This window comes from Saccharothrix luteola (genome assembly GCF_020859565.1).
Taxonomy (GTDB): domain Bacteria; phylum Actinomycetota; class Actinomycetes; order Mycobacteriales; family Pseudonocardiaceae; genus Actinosynnema; species Actinosynnema luteola.
Genome location: NZ_JAJHUO010000022.1, coordinates 175,517 through 196,544, shown reverse-complemented (window position 1 = coordinate 196,544; position 21,028 = coordinate 175,517). Strand labels below are relative to the sequence as shown.

Here is a 21,028-nt window from a genome sequence, read left to right as displayed (position 1 = left end):
CAGTCCTTCACTCCGCCACGTGGTGCGGCTCGTCCTCGCACACGTGCTGCGCGCCGACCACGTGGATCTGGTCGCGCACGCGGACCACTTCGACGTTCGTGCGGTACAGCTCGGTCAACGTCCGCGAGGTCATCACCTCGGCGGGCGGGCCGATCCGGAACCGGCCCTCGACCAGGTACAGCACCCGGTCGACCAGCGGCAGGATCGGGTTGATCTCGTGGGTCACGAACAGCACGGCCGTGCCCTCGGCCCGGCGCCGGGCGTCGATCAGGTCGCTGACCACGCGCTGGTGCGCGAGGTCGAGCGAGAGCAGCGGCTCGTCGCACAGCAGCACCTCGGGGTCGCCGACCAGGGCCTGCGCCACCCGCAGCCGCTGCTGCTCGCCGCCGGAGAGCAGGCCGACGGGCTCGTCGGCGTACCTCGTCGCGCCGACGGACTCCAGCGCCGCGTCCACCCGGGCCCGGCGTTCGCGGCGGGTGCGCCAGCCGACGCCCCAGCCGTGCCCGTCCAGGCCGAACCCGACCAGGTCACGGCCGCGCAGCGCGAGGCTCGAGTCGATCGCCCGCTGCTGCGGGATGTAGCCGATGCGCCGGTTGCCGCCCGCGACCCGGACCGTGCCCGCGGACAGCGGTTGCAGGCCGAGCAGCACCCGGATGAGGCTGGTCTTGCCCGAGCCGTTCGGCCCGAGCACGGCCACGAACTCGCCGGGGGCGACGTCCAGGTCCAGGCCGTCCCACAGCACGCGGTCGCCGTAGGACAGCCGCGCGCCGCGCAACGCGACCGCCGCGCGCGTGGACCTGTCCGCCACCTGAGCCGTCCCGCCCGACAACGTCATGCGCCGAGCGCTCCCACCAGCGAGTCGACCTGCTTCGTCATCCAATCAAGGTAACCCGTGACGCCTTCCGGCAGCGTCTCGGTCACCTCGGCGATCGGCACGCCCGCCGCCTTGGCCTGGTCGACCACCTGCCGCGTGCCCGCGTTCTCCGTCTGCGCGTTGTTGACCAGCGCGGCGACCTGCTTCTGCTCGATCAGGCGGATGACGTCGGCGAGCGCGGCGGCGGGGATGTCGGTCTCGTTCTCCACGGCCTCGCTGAACGACTCCGGCGTGACGTCCTCGACGCCCGCGGTGTCGAGCAGGTAGTGCGCCACCGGCTCGGTCGCGACCACCTTCTTGCCCGCGCCCTTGCCCTCGACGCGCTGCTCCAGCTCGGTCAGCTTGGTCGTGAAGTCCTCGGCGTTGGCCTCGAAGGTCGACTTCTTGTCCGGCGCGATCGCGCCGAGGTCGGCGGCGGCCTGGTCGGCGACCTTGCGGACGGTCTCGAAGTCGTACCAGACGTGCTCGTTGACGGCGTGGTCGTGGTGCTCCTCGCCCTCCGGCTCGGCCGACGTCTCGGGCTCCTCGTGCTCGGAGGCCTTGCCGGACACCGGGAACGCCTCGATCTTCTTCGCGCCCTCGGTCTCGGGGCCGAGCAGGGTGGCGAAGAAGTCGTCGTAGCCGCCGCCGTTGAAGATGACGAGCTTGGCGTCGCGCACCGCGGCCAGGTCGGACGGCTTGCTCTCGTAGGAGTGCGGGTCGCCGGACGGGTCGTCGATGATGGCGCTGACCTGCACGGCGTCGCCGCCGACGGCCTTGACCACGCTGCCCCACACGTTGGTGGAGGCGACGACCTTGATCGCGCCGTCGTTCGCGGCGGGGGTGTCCTGGGCACCGCAAGCGGTGAGGGCGACGGCGGTCGCGGCGGCCACCGCGCCGAGCAACACGTTGCGGACAGTCATCAGAGCACTCCTCGACAGGCGGACGCACAGGCAATGGAAACCGTTGTCGAGTTCAGTTTAGAACGCTCCGCTACCGACACGCCCACCGACCGGGTGTTTTACATGCCACAGGGGCCACTTCACCGTCGCGCGGGAGGTGGCCCCTGTGGCTCGAAGATCGTCAGTCGGTCAGGCGGTGGCCGGACTCCGGGTGGAACAGGTGGACCTCGCCGGCGTCACGCACGGCGACCTTGACGGTCTGGCCCAGGGTCGGCGGCGTGCGGCCGTCGACGCGGACCACGAACCGCTCGGGCACGTCGCCGATGCGGACAGAGCCGTGCATGAGCGCGTCCGCGCCCAGCTCCTCGACCAGCTCGACGGTCATGTCCATGCCCTGCTCCGAGGAGCTGACCAGGGCCAGCGACTCGGGCCGGATGCCGAACGTGACCTCGGACAGGCCCTCGCCCGCCGCCTTGTCCAGCGCGCGGCGCTCCAGCGGCACCACGATGCCGTCGAGCTTCGCGCCCTCCGACGTCAGCGGCACGGTCTTGAGGTTCATCGCGGGCGAGCCCATGAAGCCGGCGACGAACGCGTTGGCCGGCTTGTCGTACAGGGCGCGCGGGGTGTCGCACTGCTGGAGCAGGCCGTCCTTGAGCACGGCGACCCGGTGGCCCATGGTCATGGCCTCGACCTGGTCGTGCGTGACGTAGATCGTGGTGGTGTCCAGGCGGGCCTGGAGGGCGGCGATGTTCGCGCGGGTCTCCACGCGGAGCTTCGCGTCCAGGTTGGACAGCGGCTCGTCCATGAGGAACACGGAGGGCTCGCGGACGATCGCGCGGCCCATCGCGACGCGCTGCCGCTGGCCGCCGGACAGCGCCTTCGGCTTGCGGTCCAGGTACTTCTCGAGGTCCAGCATCTTGGCCGCCTCGGCGACCTTCTCCCGGATCTCGGTCTTGTTGACGCCGCGCAGCTTGAGCGCGAAGCCCATGTTCTCCGCGACCGTCATGTGCGGGTACAGCGCGTAGGACTGGAACACCATCGCGATGTCGCGGCCCTTGGGCGGGACGTTGGTGACGTCCTTGCCGCCGATGTGGATGGCGCCCTCGTCCACGTCCTCCAGACCCGCGAGCATCCGCAGCGCGGTGGACTTGCCGGAGCCGGACGGACCGACCAGAACCAGGAACTCGCCGTCGGTGACGTCCAACGACAGCTCGTCGACCGCGCGGACCGGCGGGTTGCCGGAGAAGATCCGCGAAGCCTTGACGTAGGCGACCTCAGCCATGCCACGCACCTTTCACTACCCAAGCTTTGCCGCAACGCTAGGGATTGCAAGCGCTTACGGGAACGGGTGAATTGGTCTAGTTCCGGATCGGTTCAGGCCCTGGTAGTGGTGGTACATGGCCACCGAACTCGTGCTCGTCCGCCATGCGACCTCCGTTGCGCCCACGCCGGGCGGCCCCGACGAGCTGGCTCGTCCGCTGCGGGACTCGGGCCTGGTCCAGGCCCGTGACCTGGTGGAACAACTGCGGGCACTGCGTCCGACGGCGGTCCTGTCGAGCCCTTACCTGCGTGCCGTGCAGACGGTCCAGCCGACCGCCGATGCCCTGGGTGCGACCGTCGAGACCAGGTGGGACCTGCGGGAGTGGGACTCGGGCATCCCACCGACGCCCGACTACGCGCGGCACTACGCGCACAGCTGGGACCACCCGGACTTCGCGCGGCCGGGCGGCGAGAGCCTGGCCGCGCTCAGCGACCGGGTGCGGCGGGCGTTGACGGCGGTGGCCGAGGAGCACGACGGTGGCGTGGTGCTCATCGGGACGCACGGCACGTTCGCCGCACGCACCCTCCTCGCGGCCGGCCACCCGGTCGGTTGGACGTTCCTGAAGGACATGCCGATGCCCGCTGTCCACCGGGTCCGATGGGGCGGCGATCACCCGATCGAGGCGTCCGGACCAGGCCTTTGACCAGCGGTATTGCCGCTGGCGCGCGGCACGCCGGCTCCCTAACCTCTCCGCCATGAAGGTCATCGATCAACGGGAGTTCGACCAGAACCCCGCTCAAATCATGGAAGCAGTCGAGGCGGGCGAGACCTATCACGTCACCCGCGACGGCACCGAGGTCGCCGAACTGCGCCCCCCGACGTACCGGCAGCCCTTGAACACCGACGAGGTCATCGCCGTGGTCAAGGACCTGCCGCCGGTCGACTACGCGGAGATGCGCGCGGAGGCGGACGAGTTCTGGGGCAACGAGGACCGCCTCGGCGACGACGACCCGTGGGAGCGTCGGCGTGGCTGAACGTCGACCGGCCGGTGTCCTCGACACCAACGTTTACATCGACCTGGCGAAGGTCGACCGGATGGAACTCCCGGAGCGCTTCGAACTGACCACCATCACCTTGGCGGAACTGCAGCAGGGCGTCGCGCTGGCGAAGGAGGCGACAGCCCGCGACGATCGCGGCAAGCGGTTGCGTGCCGCGATCGCGGGTTACTACCCGCTGCCCTTCGACCGACGGGCGTCCGCTCGGTTCGGCAGCCTGGTCGGCCTGACGATCGCAGCCGGCCGCGACCCCCGATCGCGCAAGTTCGACCTGATGATCGCCGCCATCGCCTCGTCCAACGACCTGCCGCTCTACACCCGCAACCCGAAGGACTTCGTCGGCCTGGAGGAGTTGGTCGAGGTCGTCGAGGTGTGATGGGAGGGCCTCCACGACGAGGTGGAGGCCCCCGTCCGCATCAGCCCTTCACCGCGCCCGACGACAGGCCCGTCACCAGGAACTTCTGCACCAGGTAGAACACCACGATCGCGGGGATCGCGACCAGGATCGAGGCCGCCGCCAGGTGGCCCCACTCGGTCCGGTTCTGCTGGACGAACACCTGCAGCCCCACGGCCAGCGTCTTCGACTCGTCCGCCGCCGACAGGAACGCCGACGCGAACGCCACCTCGCCCCACGCCGTCAGGAACGCGTAGAACGCCGTCACGGCCAGCCCCGGCCGGGCCAGGGGCAGCACCAGCCGCCAGAACACGCCGAACGGCGACAGGCCGTCCACCCTCCCCGCCTCGTCGATGTCGGTCGGGATGGTGTCGAAGTAGCCCTTCAGCATGTACGTGCAGAACGGCACGGCGGTCGTGCAGTAGACGAGCACCAGGCCGAGCGACGTGCCCTGCAACCCGAGCGCCAGCAGGATGTTGTACAGCGGCACGATCAGCACCGCGAACGGGAACATCTGCACGACCAGGAACGACAGCATCAGCGACCGCTTGCCCGGGAACCGGAACCGCGACGCCGCGTACCCCGTCGTGGCGGACAGGAACACCGCCAGCACCGTGGTCATCAGCGCGATCAGCACCGAGTTGCCGAACCACGACAGGAAGTCGCCCTTCTCGCCGGCCAGGATCCGCCCGTAGTTGTCCAGGCTGGAGTCGTTGACCAGCTTCGGCGTGGTCTCCACGGCCTTGGCGTCCGGCTTGAACGACGTCACGAGCACCCAGAACACCGGGAACACCGCGATCAGCGACGCCACGACCAGCGCGCCGTGCAGCCCGACGCTGGCCAGCGGCGACCGCTGCGAGCGCTTGAGCCCCCGGGCCGGCTGGACGGCCTTCAAGGAAGCGGCTTCGACCGTCATCACCACACCTCGCCTTGCTTGCGCAGCGCGCGCCGGTACACGCCCGCGAACACGAGCAGCACGGACAGGATCAGCACGCCGTAGGTCGACGCCACCGCGAAGTCGCGGGACGCGCCGGAGAAGAACCGCTCGAACGCGTAGGTCACCAGGATCCGGGTGTTCGGGTTCGGCCCGCTGATCAGGTAGATGATCGCGAACATGTTGAACGTCCAGATGATGCCCAGCAGCACCACCGTGCTCGACACCGACCGCAGGCCGGGCAGCGTCACGTTGCGGAACCGCTGCCACGGCGTCGCGCCGTCCACCTCGGCGGCCTCGTAGAGGTCGCCGGGGATCGACTGGAGCCCGCCGAGCAGCGCCACCATCATGAACGGCACGCCGAGCCACACGTTGACGATGATCACCGCGACCAGCGCCCAGTCCGACTGGCCGAGCCACACCGGCGGGTCGTCCAGGCCGAGGAAGCGCAGGAACTGGTTGATGATCCCGTACTGCGCGTTGAACATGTACTTCCACGCGAACGCGCTGATGAACGCGGGCACGGCCCACGGCAGGATCAGCAGCACCCGGTACGCCGCCCGGCCTCGCACCTCCCGGTTGAGCAGCAGCGCGAGGCCCAGGCCGATCGTGTAGTGGAAGAACACGCAGCCGAACGTCCAGACCAGCGTGCGCACCAGCGTCGACCAGAACGCGCCGTAGCTGGGGTCGCCGGACAGGACGTTCAGGTAGTTGTCGAGGCCAACGGAGACGTAGGTCGCCGGCCGGTCGAGGATCGGGTTGGCGATGTTGCCCTCGTTGATGTTGGTGAAGGTGAAGAACACGCCCTGCGCGAGCGGGAACAGCACCAACACCGCGATGACCACCACGACCGGCAGCACCATCGCGTACGCGTACCAGTGCCGGTCCAGGAACCTGCGCACCGAAGTCTCCCTTCGCCGCCTCGCGGCGCCCGGCCCACGACCGGGCCGGGCGCCGCGAGGGATGGTCAGCCGACGGTGTACTCGGGGACGACGGTGTCCTGGTACTTCTTGGCCACCTCGTCCAGCGCCGTCTTGGCGTCCTTCTTGCCCGCCAGCACGTCGGCGTAGGCGATCTTCAGCGGGTCGAACAGCTCGCCGCCCTCGGGGATCCACGCGCGCGGGTGGGCGGCGGTGACGACCGGCTCGAAGGCGGACACGACCGCGTTGGCCTTCACGTCGGCGTTCCCGTAGGCCGACTTGCGGGTGGGCAGCAGGCCCAGTTCCTTGGCGATGCGCACCTGCGACTCGGTGCTGCTCATGCAGGCGATGAACTTGACCGAGGAGTCCTTGGCCTTGGTGCCCTGGCGGATCACGTAGTCGTGGCCGCCGACCGGCGCGGAGCCCTTGCCGGCGGTGGCGCCGGGGACGGGCGCGATGCCCAGGTTGGCGGGGTCGGCGAACGCGGCGCCCTTGAGGTAGTCGGCGACCGACCACGGGCCGTTGACCACCATGGCGACCTCGCCCGAGGTGAACGCGGCCTGCATGTTGTTGTAGGAGTTCGTCGGGTCCAGCGCGGTGGACGCGGCCTTGGCGTCCAGCAGGCCCTTGGCGGTCTCCAGCGCCTTCACGTTGTCCGCGGAGTTGACCACGATCTTCTTCGCGTCGGCGTCGACCAGGTCGCCGCCCTCGCCGTAGATGAACGGCAGCGCGTAGTAGGCGTCGTTGTTGACGAAGATGGTCTTCTCGCCGCCGAGCTTGGCCGCGGCGGCCTTGACCTCGTCCCACGTCTTCGGCGGCTCGACACCGGCGTCGGCCAGCAGCTTCTTGTTGTAGAACAGCGCCAGCGAGTCGGTGACCTGGGGGACGCCGTAGGTCTTGCCGTCGTACTTGGTGGAGCCGAGCGGCGTGTCCAGGAAGTCGGACGTGTCGTTGACCAGCTCCGTGCCGGCCAGGTCGACCACGTAGCCGAGCTTGGCCAGCTGCGACACCCACGCGACCTCGGCGCGGAAGACGTCCGGGCCCTGACCGCCCTGCGCGGCGGTCTTGTAGTTGTTCAGGGCCGCGTCGAAGGGCACGGTCTCGGTCTTGACCTTGTAGCCGCCCTTGGTCGCGCACTCCTGCGCGATCGCGGCGAACACCGGGCCCTCGTTCGGGCCGCTGGTGTCCCAGAAGGTGATCTCGCCGGAGTCGCCGGACGCCGATCCGCCGTCGCCACCACCGCACGCGGTGAGGACGAGGGCGGAGACGGCCGCCACTGCGGTCACGAGGGTGGTACGTCGCATCGTTGCTGTCGTCCCTCCTGCGGGCCTCCACCGTGATGAAGGCTCTTGCAAGAACTTGCGAAATTGTTGACGCGGATTTCATCCCGCCGACCAGGGCCGGGTCAAGGGTCTTGACGTAACCAAGCCGTAACGGCCCAGGCCGGGCGGAGGAAACCAAGGTGGGCGTTGCAAAAATTTGCCGCTGACGGCAGGCTGCACGTCACCCACAAGTCTGCGAGGAGGCACGGTGTCCGGTCTGTCCGAGATCGCCAGGGCAGCCGGGGTGAGCATCTCCACGGTCAGCCGGGTGCTCAACCGCCGGGCGGGCGTGAACGACGAGACGCGCCAGCGGGTGCTCGCGGTGCTTGCGGAAATGCCTTACACGCCGCGCGGCCTGGGCGCGCTGCAACGCACCGGTGTGATCGGCCTGCTCGTGCCCGAGTTGTCGAACCCCGTGTTCCCGGCGTTCGCCGAGGCGTTGGAGGTGCGGGCCGCGCGGCTGGGGTACTCGTCGCTGCTGTGCAACACGCGTGCCACCGGCGCGGGGGCGATGGGCGAGGAGGAGTACGTGCGGATGCTCCTCGCGCGCGGCGTCGAGGGCATGGTGTTCGTGTCGCCGGAGATCACCAACGTCGAGGTGCCGCTCGGCCAGGCGCCGCGGCCGTCGTACTACGCGAAGCTGCTGGCGGACGGCGTGCACATGGTGTTCCTCAACGGCGCGACGCCGTCGTTGGACGTGCCGGACGTGACCGTGGACGAGCAGCACGCGGGGTACGCGGCGACCCGGCACCTGGTCGAGCTGGGCCACCGGCGGATCGGGTTCGTGTCGGGGCCGGCGCGGGCGCTGCCGTCGCGGCTCAAGCGGGCCGGGTGGGCGGCGGCGCTGGAGGAGGACGGGCTGCCCGCGACCTCCGACTTCGTGGCGCACGCGCCGTTCGGGCCGGAGGGCGGGGCGGAGGCGGTGGCGACGCTGCTGGACACCGTGCGGCCGACGGCGGTGATCTGCTCGTCCGACCACATGGCGATCGGCGTGCTGCGGGAGGCGCACCGGCGCGGGCTGACCGTGCCGCGGGACCTGTCCGTGGTGGGGTTCGACGACATCCCGCTGGCGTCGTACTGCTCGCCGTCGTTGACCACGCTGGCGCAGCCGATCGAGGAGATGGCGGCGGCGGCCGTGGACGAGTTGGTGCACCGGCTCGACCCGGATCGGCGACGACGTCCGGCGGGGAATTACACGCGTGTTTTCCGGCCGCGGTTGGTCGTGCGCGAGTCGTCCGCTGAGCCCCTATTGGTTTAGACCATTGTACCCCGAGGTAACCATCCCTCATCTGCACTGATGACGATTTAGAGGGACGCCGGTCACCCCCACTTCTGCAAATGGTTCTGAACCGTTACGGTCACTTCATGGCGCGGTCGATGCATGTGCGACGCCCCGCGACGCTCGCCTCACTGGCGGCGGAGCTGGGTGTTTCCCGGACAACGGTGTCCAACGCGTACAACCGTCCCGACCAGCTCTCGCCAGAGCTGCGACGCCGGGTGTTGGAGACAGCGAGACGACTCGGGTACCCGGGGCCCGACCCCGTGGCCCGTTCACTGCGGACGAGGAAGGCCGGTGCGGTGGGCCTGCTGCTCACCGAGAACCTGTCCTACGCGTTCCGCGACCCGGCGGCGATCGGGTTCCTGGAGGGGTTGGCGCTCGCGTGCGAGGACGCGGGCACCGGGCTGCTGCTCGTGCCGGCGAACCCCGAGCGCGAGGACGTGGCGGCCGTGCACCGGGCCGGGGTGGACGGTTTCGTGGTGTACTCCGTGCCCGACGACGACCCGCACCTGGCGGCGGTGCTCGAGCGGCCCGTGCCGACGGTCGTGTGCGACCAGCCCGACCTCGGCAACGTCGACCGCGTCGGCATCGACGACCAGGCGGCCATGCACGCGTTGGCGCAGCACCTGATCTCGTTGGGGCACCGGCGGGTCGGCGTGGTGTGCATGCGGCTGGCCCGTGACCGCAACGACGACTTCGTCGTGCCGGAGCGGCAGCAGGCGGCGCACTTCCACGTGCAGCGGGCCCGGTTGGCCGGGTTGGCGCAGGCGTTCGCGTCGGTCGGCGTGGACTGGGAGACCGTGCCGGTGGCCGAGCGGTTCGACCACACCATGGCCTCCGGCGCGTCGGCGGCGGCGCAGGTGCTGGAGCGCGACCCGCAGATCACCGCGCTGATCTGCACGTCGGACATACTGGCCCTGGGCGCGATGGCGGAGGTCCAGCGGCGCGGCCTGCGCGTGCCGGTCGACATCACCGTCACCGGTTTCGACGGCATCCGCGAGGCGGAGCAGGCCGGTCTGACGACGGTGCGCCAGCCGGTCCTGGAGAAGGGCCGCGCGGCGGGCAAGCTGCTCCTGGACTCGGCCGAGCGCACCCGCCCCCGAGCCGTCACCCTGTCCACCGAACTGATCCACGGCACCACCGCCGCCCCACCGCGCGGGACGGCGGAGGAACGCTGGTTCGGCCCGTGACCGGAACCCGGTCCTGACGGCCACCACCCACCGCTCTTGAACCCTTCGCAGGGGTCCTCGCCAAGGGGACCCCTGCTTTCGTTTGCGCGAGGGCTCCCGGCCGGGCGCGGACGTGAGCCCCGCTCACCGATCGACATGATTCCGAATGGCTGCGGAATACCCATCGGCCACCTATCCGAGAAATGCGGAATGGGCCAATCCGGTCACTACCGTGGATACGGGTAACACCGCGGGTATGCCACCGATAGTACCGGCGAGGTTCCACCGAGCGGAGCTAGGTCGCCGGAGCGACCGCAAGGACAATGGTGGCGGGCCGGGAGGCAGCATGAGTCGCGATCACCGTGACGCGCACGGCAGGTGCGGGCGATGAGCGTCGCGACCGGGACGGGCACCGCCGAAGAGGTGCTCGACCCGGCCGAGAAGAAGCGCCTGCACGAACGCGGAGCTCTCCGCTTCGCGTTCGCCGTGACCATGGTCCTGTCCTTTTCCTCGGTTGTCGTGACCGCCAGCGGGTCATGGCAGTACGCGGAATCGCACTGGTACGTCTACCTCGGTTTCTCATTCTTCACGCTCATCTCCTCCACCGCGTGCCACGTGTTCATCTTCCAATTCCTGCCCACGCGCAAGCGGTTCAAGTCCGACATGCAGGTCGTGGACGCCGACTACGACCGATTCCGGGATGAGAAGAGCGAGTTCAGCACTTCCCTCTCCGAAGCGCAGCTGCCGATGTTCGTCGACTCGCTGATCAACCCGAAAGCGACCCGCGGCCGGATCATCGAGGAGATCCGGCCGATCCGCCGGGTCCTCCACCAGTCCGTCTCCACGACGGTGAAGTCCGCCGACGCCGACGTCGACGTCATCTACCCGCTGATGACCCCTCAGAAGGGGTCGCTGCAGGACCACCTCGTGCTGCGGATCAACGGGGACGACACGGCCGCCACGTTGACCTACCACGAGTACCTCGTCCTCATGGCGAGCATGCTCCGCGCGCTGGTCGCGGCGCCGAAGCTCAAGGTGAGCCAGGCCGACTGCGATCGGCTGGACACCATCACCGCCAAGGCGTTCGGCCACATCGCCAGGCGCGGCCGGATCGAATCCGCCCAGGCGAGGGATCTCGCGGAGTGCGTCTCCGAGATCGAGCGGATCGCGACGAGGCTGAAGGACGACCAGCCCGGGCAAGCCGATGACGAAGTGGAACTGCTCAGGCTGACCGTGGGCCTGATCACGAAGATGGCCGGCAACTACGCCATCGTCGTGGTGCTGCCGCACGACGTGTTCCAAGGCGGCCGGGCCATCGTGACGTACCAGCGGTACATCATCCCGCAACTCGTCCGCGCCCCGGTCAGGCAGTTCGCGCGATACCTCCGCGATCGCGCCCGAATGCTGCTGGGCACCCGGCCCATCAGCCTCGAGATCCAGCTGAACAACGCCGCGCTCGCCCGCTCCTACCACCTCAACGTGTTCGCCCCGGACGGCATGCACCTGGGCGAACAGGAGCTGATCAACGGAAACGGCCGGTTCAGCTCGCGCAACGAGGCGCGCAAGCCCTCCGATCCCTACAAGCGCTTCCGCAAGCGCCTCGGCCAGGGGTACCTGCACCTGTACCTGCGGTCCATCCCGGCCGACCTCGCCGACAACCTCCGAGTGCGGATGCGCTTCTACGAGACCCCGCCCGGATCCATGGCCCCGACGATGATGGCGGCGCTCGCGAGCTTCGCGTTGATCTACATCGCGGGCGCGGTGATCTCGGCCGCGAACAAGACGTTCGACAGCGACTTCCCGGCGCTCGTCCTCGCGTTCCCCGCGCTGGCCGCGGCGTTCGTGGGATTCGACAAAGGCGCCGGCCAACTGCTCGGCGGCACCTTGGCGTCACGCGCGTCGTCCCTGACGACGATCATCGTCTCGCTACTGGCGAGCGGTCTGTACATGGCGCAGACGGCGGACGAGATGACCATGAAGTCAGCGTTCGAGCTGATGCTGATCGACAGCACCTGGTGGCAGGTGCTCGCATCCTTGGCCTTGCTGAACTTCACGGTTTCTTCATTCGTCTGGGTGACAAGGACGTACAGCTACTACTGGCTCGCCTCGCGCGAGACGGGCGAGAACACCGGATGGGACGGTCACCGATGAGTTTGACCAGCGACCAGCGCATTGACCCGGGCTCACAGTTACCCCATACTCCGACCATGCCGGGCGACGGGTTACGCGACGGGTCGGGACACGATCTCGGCGCGGGTTTGCTCGGCAAGCTCCTGCGTCTGCTCGAAAGGCTTTCCTCGCGAGCCGCGCACTCCGATTCCGAATCGAAGTGGTCGGTGTACACGGGTGAAGGACGGGCCACCGCCGCGGGCAACGAGTGGATTCAGAACATCGATGTGGAAAGGTTGCTCCGGCGGCCCGTCGCCCGAGCGGCGTTCGCCGCGACCGTGGCGATCAACAATCAGCCCGAGGCCACCGGCGAGGCCGGCGAGGCGGCGTTGCTGGAGGAGTACCGGCGACAGTTGCGCCGCATACAGGACGAAGATCGCGCCAACCGCCCGTCCACCTGAACCGTCGTCATCGGATCGGCCCACTACTCGGCCGGCGGCGATAGGCCTCACGTCACGCGGAAGATCACCGGGTTGCTCGCCTTGCCCGCCACGACCGCCGTGAGCAGGTAGTCGCCCGCACCCAGCCTGGAGTGCTTGCGGCAGCCCGGTTCCGACGTGCCGCCCGTCCACCGCAGGCCGTAGGCGAACCGCTCACCCGGCCGCATCACGCGCACCTCGGACCCCTGGGTGGCGAAGCAGTCGTTGCTCGACCACAGCCGCGTCGCGCCGTCCACGCTCGTCACGACGAGCTCGCGCACCTGCCGCCCGATCTCCTTCGCGCACGGCAGCGGGCCGGTGTTGGAGATGGCGATGGTGAACTCCACGGGGCGCCCGGCGGGAGCCGAGGGGTTGTCCACCTCGGCCACCACGGCCACCTGCGCGTCGTCGCACGGCGGTGGCGGCCCCGGCGGCAACGTGGGAGGCGGAGGCGGAGGCGTCGTCGAGGACGACGAGGTGACCACCGGCGTCGCGGGCGGCTCCGGCGGGCGGGACGACGGCTGGGCGGCCACCGGCGCCTGCTCGCCTCGCCCGATCAGGACGCCGACCAGCCAGACCGCGAGCACCAGCGCCACCACCGCCCCGGCGACCGCGAGCGCGCGCCGCCGCCAGTACACCGACCGCGGGTGCGGGCCTGTGTGCTCGGTCACGCGGTCGAAGGTAGCCGGGTCGCGTGGAATTGCCGGGGAAGCATCGGTCCCCCGATGAGGTGAACGTGAGGTTCGCCCGATTCACTTGCCCGCCATCCGGGAGGCAGGTTCCAATCCCAGGGAACAACGGAGGTGTGCGATGACCGCGATCGACGAGCTGCTCCACCGCAACGCCGAACTGGGCAACGTGGTCCCCGGCGACCGTTCCTCGCCGAAGCCCTCGATGCAAGTGACGATCCTGACCTGCATGGACTCCCGCATCCGGGTGTTCGAGATCTTCGGCCTCAAGCAGGGTGAGGCGCACGTGCTGCGCAACGCGGGCGGTGTGGTGACCGACGACATGATCCGCTCCCTGGCGCTGAGCCAGCGCAAGCTCGGCACCCGCGAGGTGCTGCTGGTGCACCACACGAACTGCGGCCTGCAACTGGTCACCGAGGACGAGTTCAAGGACGAGCTGGAGGAGGCCTCGGGGATGCGCCCGCCGTGGTCGGTGGAGGCGTTCCGCGAGGTGAAGGACAGCGTGCGCGGCTCGATGAACCGGGTCCGCAACAGCCCTTACCTGCTGCACCGCGACCAGGTGCGCGGCTTCGTCTACGACGTGCACACCGGCGAGCTGACCGAAGTCGTCTGACCGAAGTCGTCCGGCCGGAGTCGCCCGAACCGGAAGTGGGCGGCGAACCGGTCGTGGAAGACTGTGCGGCGCTATGAGCCTGGACGCCGAGCTCCTCCTCGACTGGTTCGCCGACACCGCCCGCGACCTGCCCTGGCGACGGCCGGAGTGCACGGCGTGGGGCGTGCTGGTCAGCGAGATCATGCTGCAGCAGACCCCGGTCGCGCGGGTCGAACCCATCTGGCACGAGTGGCTGGCCCGCTGGCCGACGCCGTCGGCGATGGCCGCGGCGAGCCAGGGCGAGGTGGTGCGCGCCTGGGGCAAGCTGGGCTACCCGCGCCGCGCCCTCCGGCTGCACGCCGCCGCGCAGGCCATCGCCGAGCAGCACGACGACGTCGTCCCGAGCGACGTGGACACCCTCCTCGCCCTGCCGGGCATCGGCGCGTACACGGCGCGGGCCGTCGCGGCGTTCGCCTACGGGCAGCGGTGCCCGGTGGTCGACACGAACGTCCGCCGCGTCGTGGCACGGGCCGTGCACGGCGCGGGCGACGCCGGTCCGCCGTCCACCACCAAGGACATGAAGGACGTCGAAGCCCTCCTCCCCGAAGAGGAGGCGCGCGCCGCCGTCTACTCCGCCGCCCTGATGGAGCTGGGCGCGCTCGTCTGCACGGCACGCGCGCCCAAGTGCGCCGACTGCCCCGTGTTCGACGCGTGCGCGTGGCAGCTCAACGGCCGCCCCGCGTACGACGGCCCGGCCAAGGTCGTGCAGAAGTTCGCGGGCACCGACCGGCAGGTGCGCGGCCTGCTGCTGGACGTGCTGCGCGGCACCAGCGAACCCGTGGCGAAGACCCGGCTCGACGTGGTCTGGTCGGACGCGGGCCAGCGGGACCGGTGCCTGCACTCGCTGCTCGTCGACGGCCTGGTCGAGCAGACGCACGAGGGCCTGTTCGCGCTGCCCGGGGAGCACTGACCCGTGCACGCGCTCGTGGTGTTCTTCGACGCCGAGGCCGACGAGGCCGTGCGGTCGCTGTGGCGGCGGATCGGCGCGAGGTCCGGGCTGCCGCCGCACCTGACCTACGCGGCGGCGGGCACGATCGGGCCGAAGGTGCGCGCCGAGCTGCGCGAGGACCTGTCCCGGCTGTGGCTGCCCGACGTCTGGCTGCACACCCTCAGCGCCACGGGGAACACCCTCCAGCTCGGCGCGGTCGTCGACGCCGAGCTGCTGGCCGTGCACTCGGCCGTGCACGACGTCCTCGCGGGCCGCGTGAAGCACCCCGACGCCGAGCACCTGCCGGGCAACTGGGTGCCGCACTGCACGCTGGTCGACGGCGAGGACGCCGACGTGAAGGCCGCGTTCGCCGAGCTGCACCCGATCACGCCGATCCGCGCCAAGACCCGCGAGATGGCGATCGTGGACACTCAGACGGGGTCGATCGACCCGCTCAGGAACGCCTCCACCGCGCCCCGGTAGACCTCCGGCGCCTCGTCGTGCACGACGTGCCCGGACTCCGGCACCACCAGGTGCGTGGCCCCGGTCCGCCGCGCCACCTCGGCCATCTGCCCGGCGCGCAGCCCGCCGCGACCCGCCTCGACGACGAGCATCGGGCACCGGATCGCGTCCACGTGATCCCAGTACGCCCGCTCGCCCCACTCGGCGGCGATCTCGTACAGGTCGGGCAGGTGCGCGATGAGGTGCCAGCCGTCCTCGCGCTCCTCGAACATCTCCTCCACCCGCGGCACGTCCACGACCGTCCGCACGTGCGCCAGGGACTCGAACGCCGGCGGCCACGAGTCGAAGTACCACTTCCACTCCTCCACCGTGCGGCCTCGGTTGTCCGGCACCACGTCCTCGGCCACGACCGCGCGCACCAGGTCGGGCCGGGTCGCGGCGAGCGCCCACGCGTGCAGCCCGCCCATCGAGTGCCCGATCACCACGGCGGGCGCGAGGTCGTGCCGCTCGATCACCTCGGCCGCGTCGGCGACGAAGTCCTCCGTCCGGTACGGCCCCCGCACCGGGTTGCGGCCGTGCCCCCGCGCGTCCGGGGCGACCACGCGCCCGTACGGCTTGAGCCACTGCGCCACGGTCCACCACGTGCTCGCCCGGCTCATCAGGCCGTGGAGCAGCAGGATGCCCTGCCCCGATCCCCCGAACTCCGCAACGCTCATGCGTGCATCATGTCGGCATGGCCATCAGTCCCAAGGCGCGCCCGTACCTGATCGTCGTCATCGTGGTGCTGGTGGTGGCCGGGATCGTGGTGGCCAGGCTGCCGAGGGACCAGCCGACCGCGACGCCGACGACGCCGCCCGCGACCACCCCTCCCGTGGTGAACGCGGAGGGCGGCGACGGCGCGGGCGACGCGTACTACCCGCAGGACGGCAACACCGGCTACGACGTCCGCGCGTACGACGTGTCGGTCACCTACGACCCGGCGACCAAGCGGCTGGACGGGGTCGCGAAGATCACCGCCAGGGCGACCGCCGACCTGTCCCGGTTCAACCTCGACCTGTACGCGCTGAAGGTCTCCGGCGTCGACGTGCGCGACCAGGCGGCCGACTACCGCCAGGAGGGCGACCACGAGCTGGTCGTCACGCCCGGAGCGCCCCTGGCGAACGGCGAGGAGTTCACGACCACCGTCCGGTACGGCGGCGAGCCGACCGTGTTCGAAGACCGCGCGCTGGGCCGCAGCGGTTGGCAGACCTCCTCGTCCGGTGGGGCGTTCGCGGCGGGTGAGCCGCACTCGGCGACCACCTGGTTCCCCGCCAACGACACACCGCGCGACAAGGCGTCGTTCGCGCTGACCGCACGCGTGCCGGAGGGCTGGTCGGTGATCTCCAACGGCGTCGAGGGCGGCTCCACCACCGCCGACGGCTGGACGTCGTTCCGCTGGGTCGCCGAGCAGCCCATGGCCACCTACCTGACCACGATCGCGATCGACCGGTGGACCGTCGAGCGGTCGACGCTGCCCGACGGCACGCCCGTGGTGGACGCCTACGCGCCGGGCGCGGAGGCCGGCAGGCGGCACCAGGAGCGGCTGCCCGAGGTGCTCGCGTTCCTGTCGGAGAAGTTCGGGCCCTACCCGTTCTCCTCGGCGGGCGGGATCTTCCTGGCCGACGACATCGGCTTCTCGCTGGAGACCCAGACCCGGCCCATCTACGCGGGCTGGGCCGACCTCGACACCGTCGTGCACGAGCAGGCGCACCAGTGGTTCGGCGACTCGGTGAGCCTGGAGAACTGGGCCGACATCTGCCTGAACGAGTGCTTCGCCTCCTACGCCCAGTGGCTGTGGGCGGAGGCCAAGCAGGGCGTCGACCTGGACGACCGCTACCTCGCCGAGGTCGAGCGGGTCGCCGACCGCGAGACGTACTGGGGCCGCAAGCTCTACGACATGGGTCGAGGCAACGAGTTCCGCGGCGTCTACGACAAGGGGCAGCTCGCCCTGCACGCGTTGCGCCGCCAGATCGGCGACCCGGCGTTCGACCGCGTGGTCAAGGACTGGACGGCGGCGAACCGGGACGGCAACGCGTCGTGGCCGGAGTTCGAGGCGCACGTGGAGCAGGTGTCGGGGCAGGACCTGGACGCGTTCTTCACCGCGTGGTTCCGCGGCGACGAGGCGCCCGCCGACGAGTTCCTGTACCCGGGTCCGCTGCGCAGGTGACTCCCCTGACCGGCTCGTGAAACTGGCTACAGTGGTTACATGGCGACGTGGACGAGGACGCTGACGCGCCCGGACGGGCAGAGCTTCCGCTTCGACCCCGGCAGCTTCGCGATGGAACTGCTGGTCAGCGGCGGCCCGGGCGAGCTGCGGGTGTTCGAGGCGCTGCACCGGCCGGACGACCTGGCCGCGTGGCTGGTCGACTCGCGCCTCGCCGCGACCGCGCCGTTCACGGCGGCCGACGTGCGCGTCACCGAAGCCGAACTGGTCGCGGTGAAGCGGCTGCGCGACGCGTTCTGGGGCGTCGCGCGGGCGATGGTCCGGGGCGCCGACCTGCCGGCGGAGGGCCTGGAGGTCTTGAACGCGGCCACCGCCGAGACGCCGCGGCCCGTCGTCGACCCGCGCACGCGCGCGCTCACCTGGGCCCGGCCGATCACCGGCACGCAGGTGCTCGGCGCGGCGGCCCGTGACGCGGTCGAGCTCGTCGCGCACGGCGGTGTGCGCGCGTGCTCGGCGGCCGACTGCGGCCTGCTGTTCGTGGACGCCTCCCGGGCGGGCAACCGCCGCTGGTGCTCGATGGAGCGGTGCGGCAACAGGCACAAGGTCCGCGCGCACCGGGCCCGCCACGAGACGGAACCGGCCGCGGCGCAGTAACGTCGGGGCATGGCGGTTGTGAAGATCAATGCGATCCACGTGCCCGACGGCTCGGGCCCGGAGCTGGAGAAGCGGTTCGCCGCGCGACTGGGCGCGGTGGACTCCGAGCCCGGCTTCCTCGGCTTCCAGCTCCTGCGGCCGGTCAAGGGCGACGACCGGTACTTCGTGGTCACGCAGTGGGAGACCGAGGAGGACTTCCAGAACTGGATGGGCGGCCGGGCCAAGGAGGCGCACTCGGGCGAGCGCGCCAAGCCGGTCGGCACCGGGTCGGACCTGCTGGAGTTCGAGGTCGTGCTCAGCTCCGAAGCGAAGAAGTGATCCCCCCGGAAGTGTCATCCCAGCGGTGAACGAGGCGCTCGACCGCGCGGCGGAGCTGATCTCCTCCGCCGACGCGGTGCTGGTGTGCGCGGGCGCGGGGATCGGCGTCGACTCCGGCCTGCCCGACTTCCGCGGCGCGACCGGCTTCTGGCAGGCGTACCCGCCCTACGAGCGGCTCGGGCTGCGGTTCGAGGAACTCGCCGACCCGGTGCACTTCGCGGAGGACCCGACGCTCGCGTGGGGCTTCTACGGGCACCGGCTCGACCTGTACCGGCGCACGGTGCCGCACGACGGGTTCCGCGTGCTGCGGGAGTGGGGCGCGCGGGTGTTCACGTCGAACGTGGACGGCCAGTTCCAGCGCGCCGGGTTCGCCGACGTGGCCGAGGTGCACGGGTCGATCCACCACCTGCAGTGCGTGGAGCCGTGCACGGACGACGTGTGGCCCGCCGACGACGTCGTGGTGGACGTGGACCCCGGGTCGATGCGCGCGACCGGGCCGCTGCCGTCGTGCCGCAACTGCGGTGGGCTCGCGCGGCCGAACATCCTCATGTTCGGCGACTGGTCGTGGGTCGGCGGGCCGTCGCAGAAGGCGTTGGACGCCCTGGCGCAGTGGCGGCGCGCGCACCGGAACCTCGCCGTGCTCGAACTCGGGGCGGGTGTCGCGGTGCCGACCGTGCGGCGTCAGGCGGAGCTGGCCAGTGCCGCGTCGGGCGCGCTGATCAGGATCAACCCGCGCGAGCCGGAGGTGCGGCACGGGCGCGGCGTGTCGTTGCCGATGGGCGCGTTGGCGGCGATCACCGAGCTGGCACGACGAATCGGGTGACCACGGCCCGGTGGTCCGAGCCGGGGATGTCGACCACCGTGAACTCCTCCACCGGGCACCGCTCGTCGACCAGCACGTGGTCGATGGCCACCGGCGGCGGCCACAGCGCGCCGGACGGCCAGGTCGGGTCCAGGCCCGCGCCCACCTGGTCGGCCGCGTCGACGTAGCCGGTGTTGAGCAGCCGGCGCAGGCCCACGTGGTCCAGGGTGGCGTTGAAGTCGCCCGCGAGTACGCGCACCGGCCCGTCCAGCTCCCGTTCCGGCAGGCCCGCCATGTCCCGCTGCCAGTTCTCCGGCCCGGCGTCGACCACCGGCGGCAGCGGGTGCACGGACAGCACCTCCAGGTCCTCGCCGGGCACGTCGACCAGCGCGCCCGCCTGGCGCAACGTGCTGGGCGGCGTGAGCGTGCGCGGGAACACCGGGTAGCGCGACGCGACGCCGGAGCCGGAGCCGCCCGGCTCGTCCAGGAAGTGCCGGTACGGCAGCACCTCGGCCAGGCCCGCGCGCTCGAGGTCGCGCACCATCTCCGGGGTCAGCTCCTGCAACGTGAGCACGTCGACGTCGTGCGCCTTCACCGCCGCCACCACCACCTCCGCGTCGGCCATCCCGACCAGCAGGTTCGCCGCCATCACGGTGACCTCCTGGCCGACGCCGACCGGCCGTGAGTCGGGGAACGCCCGCGGCGCGACCGCCGCCACCAGCACCACCGCGACCAGCAACGTCACCGTGCCGACCGCCCAGCGCCGCAGCAGCAGCGCCAGCGCGCCCAGCGCCACGCCCGCCGCCGTGAAGTAGGGCGTGAGGGCGGTCGTGGCGAGCATGTGCCGGGTGCCGTCGATGCCGAGCAGCCGGGTGAACGCCGCGAGCAGGAACGCGATGGCCGCCACCACCAGCAGGAACGTCGTCCCCTTGCGCCTGGTGCGGCGTTCCTCGATGTCGACCACGCGATCTAGTCTGCCCGAGTGGACGTGTTGCTGACGGGGTTCGAGCCGTTCGGCGGGGAGCGCACCAACCCGTCGTGGGACGCGGTCGACGTGGTGCGACCGGACGGTTACCGCCTGGTGAAGTTGCGCCTGCCGTGCGTGTTCGGCGAGTCGATCGCCGTGCTGCGCGACGTCCTCGCCGCCCGCCGCTACGACCTCGTCGTGTGCGTCGGGCAGGCGGGTGGACGGGCCGGGATCACGCCGGAGCGCGTCGCGGTGAACCTGGACGACGCCCGGATCCCGGACAACGCGGGCGCGCGGCCCATCGACGAGCCGGTGGCGCCCGGCGGGCCGGCGGCGTACTTCACCGGGCTGCCGGTGAAGGCGTGCGTGGCGGCGTTGGAGGCCGAGGGCATCCCGGCGTCGGTGTCGCACTCGGCGGGCACGTTCGTGTGCAACCACGTGTTCTACGGCCTCATGCACCTGATCGCGACCGAGCACCCGGACGTGCGCGGCGGGTTCGTGCACGTGCCGTTCTCGCCCGAGCAGGCCGAGGCGGGCGGTCACCCCAACCTGCCCGTCGCCACGACGGCGCGGGCGCTGGAGCTGATCGTCCGCACGTCGCTGACCACGTCCACCGACCTGCGCGTCACCGCCGGCACCCTGCACTGACCCGGCGCCCACCGGCCGGAACGCGAAA

At 70.8% G+C, this 21,028-nt stretch carries 24 protein-coding genes; 15 read left to right on the top strand and 9 right to left on the bottom strand.

Annotation, left to right across the window (positions count from 1 at the left end; all coding sequences use genetic code 11):
* Positions 1-7: 7 nt before the first annotated feature.
* From LNK82_RS29600 to LNK82_RS29590, 3 genes are all read right to left on the bottom strand, one after another.
* Positions 8-835, bottom strand: a complete 828-nt coding sequence (locus LNK82_RS29600; protein ID WP_230569932.1) for a metal ABC transporter ATP-binding protein — start codon at positions 833-835, stop codon at positions 8-10.
* Positions 832-1,776, bottom strand: coding sequence for a metal ABC transporter solute-binding protein, Zn/Mn family (locus tag LNK82_RS29595; protein ID WP_230569933.1), 945 nt, complete (start codon positions 1,774-1,776; stop codon positions 832-834). Before LNK82_RS29595 ends, LNK82_RS29600 begins: the two co-directional genes overlap by 4 nt.
* A gap of 160 nt (positions 1,777-1,936) precedes the next feature.
* A complete protein-coding gene (locus LNK82_RS29590) occupies positions 1,937-3,037 on the bottom strand; it encodes an ABC transporter ATP-binding protein (RefSeq protein WP_230569934.1) in 1,101 nt (366 codons plus the stop codon).
* A gap of 115 nt (positions 3,038-3,152) precedes the next feature.
* Here LNK82_RS29590 and LNK82_RS29585 point away from each other — a divergent pair, with 115 nt between their 5' ends.
* The 3 genes from LNK82_RS29585 to LNK82_RS29575 are packed head-to-tail and all read left to right on the top strand — an operon-like array spanning position 3,153 to position 4,447.
* A complete protein-coding gene (locus LNK82_RS29585; protein ID WP_230569935.1) occupies positions 3,153-3,719 on the top strand; it encodes a histidine phosphatase family protein in 567 nt (188 codons plus the stop codon).
* Between the two features lie 52 nt (positions 3,720-3,771).
* Positions 3,772-4,050, top strand: coding sequence for a type II toxin-antitoxin system Phd/YefM family antitoxin (locus LNK82_RS29580; RefSeq protein ID WP_230569936.1), 279 nt, complete (start codon positions 3,772-3,774; stop codon positions 4,048-4,050).
* A complete protein-coding gene (locus LNK82_RS29575; protein WP_230569937.1) occupies positions 4,043-4,447 on the top strand; it encodes a PIN domain-containing protein in 405 nt (134 codons plus the stop codon). The genes LNK82_RS29580 and LNK82_RS29575 overlap by 8 nt, the downstream gene beginning before the upstream one ends.
* A 40-nt stretch (positions 4,448-4,487) precedes the next feature.
* On the opposite strand, the gene LNK82_RS29570 is transcribed toward LNK82_RS29575, so the two are convergent.
* The 3 genes from LNK82_RS29570 to LNK82_RS29560 form a co-directional block, all read right to left on the bottom strand.
* Positions 4,488-5,381 carry a sugar ABC transporter permease gene (locus LNK82_RS29570; protein ID WP_230569938.1) on the bottom strand — a complete coding sequence of 298 codons (894 nt, stop codon included), beginning with the start codon at positions 5,379-5,381 and terminating at the stop codon, positions 4,488-4,490.
* Entirely contained in the window at positions 5,381-6,301 is a 921-nt protein-coding gene (locus tag LNK82_RS29565; protein ID WP_372470666.1) for a carbohydrate ABC transporter permease, read from the bottom strand. Before LNK82_RS29565 ends, LNK82_RS29570 begins: the two co-directional genes overlap by 1 nt.
* A 65-nt stretch (positions 6,302-6,366) precedes the next feature.
* Positions 6,367-7,623 carry an extracellular solute-binding protein gene (locus tag LNK82_RS29560; protein ID WP_230569939.1) on the bottom strand — a complete coding sequence of 419 codons (1,257 nt, stop codon included), beginning with the start codon at positions 7,621-7,623 and terminating at the stop codon, positions 6,367-6,369.
* Positions 7,624-7,849: 226 nt separating this feature from the next.
* Here LNK82_RS29560 and LNK82_RS29555 point away from each other — a divergent pair, with 226 nt between their 5' ends.
* The 4 genes from LNK82_RS29555 (at position 7,850) to LNK82_RS29540 (ending at position 12,659) form a co-directional block, all read left to right on the top strand.
* On the top strand, positions 7,850-8,899 hold the full coding sequence (locus LNK82_RS29555) for a LacI family DNA-binding transcriptional regulator (protein ID WP_230569940.1): 1,050 nt from the start codon (positions 7,850-7,852) through the stop codon (positions 8,897-8,899).
* A 107-nt stretch (positions 8,900-9,006) separates the two neighbouring features.
* The gene (locus LNK82_RS29550; protein WP_230569941.1) at positions 9,007-10,110 is read left to right on the top strand and encodes a LacI family DNA-binding transcriptional regulator; all 1,104 of its coding nucleotides are present in this window, start codon (positions 9,007-9,009) and stop codon (positions 10,108-10,110) included.
* A 366-nt stretch (positions 10,111-10,476) separates the two neighbouring features.
* Positions 10,477-12,240, top strand: coding sequence for a hypothetical protein (locus LNK82_RS29545; RefSeq protein ID WP_230569942.1), 1,764 nt, complete (start codon positions 10,477-10,479; stop codon positions 12,238-12,240).
* Between the two features lie 56 nt (positions 12,241-12,296).
* On the top strand, positions 12,297-12,659 hold the full coding sequence (locus LNK82_RS29540) for a hypothetical protein (protein ID WP_230569943.1): 363 nt from the start codon (positions 12,297-12,299) through the stop codon (positions 12,657-12,659).
* A 47-nt stretch (positions 12,660-12,706) separates the two neighbouring features.
* On the opposite strand, the gene LNK82_RS29535 is transcribed toward LNK82_RS29540, so the two are convergent.
* Positions 12,707-13,348: a hypothetical protein gene (locus tag LNK82_RS29535; protein ID WP_230569944.1), complete on the bottom strand. Its 642-nt coding sequence runs from the start codon at positions 13,346-13,348 to the stop codon at positions 12,707-12,709.
* A gap of 139 nt (positions 13,349-13,487) precedes the next feature.
* On the opposite strand from LNK82_RS29535, the gene LNK82_RS29530 reads away from it, so the two are divergent.
* The 3 genes from LNK82_RS29530 to LNK82_RS29520 all read left to right on the top strand — a co-directional run bounded on the left by LNK82_RS29530 (position 13,488) and on the right by LNK82_RS29520 (position 15,429).
* Complete coding sequence (locus LNK82_RS29530) at positions 13,488-13,979, top strand: beta-class carbonic anhydrase (protein WP_230569945.1); 492 nt, start codon at positions 13,488-13,490, stop codon at positions 13,977-13,979.
* Positions 13,980-14,052: 73 nt separating this feature from the next.
* Entirely contained in the window at positions 14,053-14,928 is an 876-nt protein-coding gene (locus LNK82_RS29525; RefSeq protein ID WP_230569946.1) for an HhH-GPD family protein, read from the top strand.
* Between the two features lie 3 nt (positions 14,929-14,931).
* On the top strand, positions 14,932-15,429 hold the full coding sequence (locus LNK82_RS29520; protein ID WP_230569947.1) for a 2'-5' RNA ligase family protein: 498 nt from the start codon (positions 14,932-14,934) through the stop codon (positions 15,427-15,429).
* On the opposite strand, the gene LNK82_RS29515 is transcribed toward LNK82_RS29520, so the two are convergent.
* Complete coding sequence (locus LNK82_RS29515; RefSeq protein WP_230569948.1) at positions 15,378-16,124, bottom strand: alpha/beta fold hydrolase; 747 nt, start codon at positions 16,122-16,124, stop codon at positions 15,378-15,380. The genes LNK82_RS29520 and LNK82_RS29515 overlap by 52 nt on opposite strands.
* A 17-nt stretch (positions 16,125-16,141) precedes the next feature.
* Between LNK82_RS29515 and LNK82_RS29510 the strand changes: the two genes are divergently transcribed.
* The 4 genes from LNK82_RS29510 to LNK82_RS29495 are packed head-to-tail and all read left to right on the top strand — an operon-like array spanning position 16,142 to position 19,406.
* Positions 16,142-17,614: a M1 family metallopeptidase gene (locus LNK82_RS29510; protein WP_230569949.1), complete on the top strand. Its 1,473-nt coding sequence runs from the start codon at positions 16,142-16,144 to the stop codon at positions 17,612-17,614.
* 39 nt (positions 17,615-17,653) lie between these two features.
* Positions 17,654-18,265 carry a CGNR zinc finger domain-containing protein gene (locus LNK82_RS29505; RefSeq protein WP_230569950.1) on the top strand — a complete coding sequence of 204 codons (612 nt, stop codon included), beginning with the start codon at positions 17,654-17,656 and terminating at the stop codon, positions 18,263-18,265.
* A gap of 9 nt (positions 18,266-18,274) precedes the next feature.
* The gene (locus tag LNK82_RS29500) at positions 18,275-18,583 is read left to right on the top strand and encodes an antibiotic biosynthesis monooxygenase family protein (RefSeq protein WP_230569951.1); all 309 of its coding nucleotides are present in this window, start codon (positions 18,275-18,277) and stop codon (positions 18,581-18,583) included.
* Positions 18,584-18,608: 25 nt separating this feature from the next.
* Positions 18,609-19,406, top strand: coding sequence for an SIR2 family NAD-dependent protein deacylase (locus tag LNK82_RS29495; RefSeq protein WP_230569952.1), 798 nt, complete (start codon positions 18,609-18,611; stop codon positions 19,404-19,406).
* Here LNK82_RS29495 and LNK82_RS29490 read toward each other — a convergent pair.
* Entirely contained in the window at positions 19,378-20,349 is a 972-nt protein-coding gene (locus LNK82_RS29490) for an endonuclease/exonuclease/phosphatase family protein (RefSeq protein WP_308257283.1), read from the bottom strand. The genes LNK82_RS29495 and LNK82_RS29490 overlap by 29 nt on opposite strands.
* An 18-nt stretch (positions 20,350-20,367) precedes the next feature.
* Between LNK82_RS29490 and pcp the strand changes: the two genes are divergently transcribed.
* Positions 20,368-21,000: a pyroglutamyl-peptidase I gene (gene pcp / locus LNK82_RS29485; RefSeq protein WP_230569953.1), complete on the top strand. Its 633-nt coding sequence runs from the start codon at positions 20,368-20,370 to the stop codon at positions 20,998-21,000.
* The last annotated feature ends 28 nt before the right edge of the window (positions 21,001-21,028 follow it).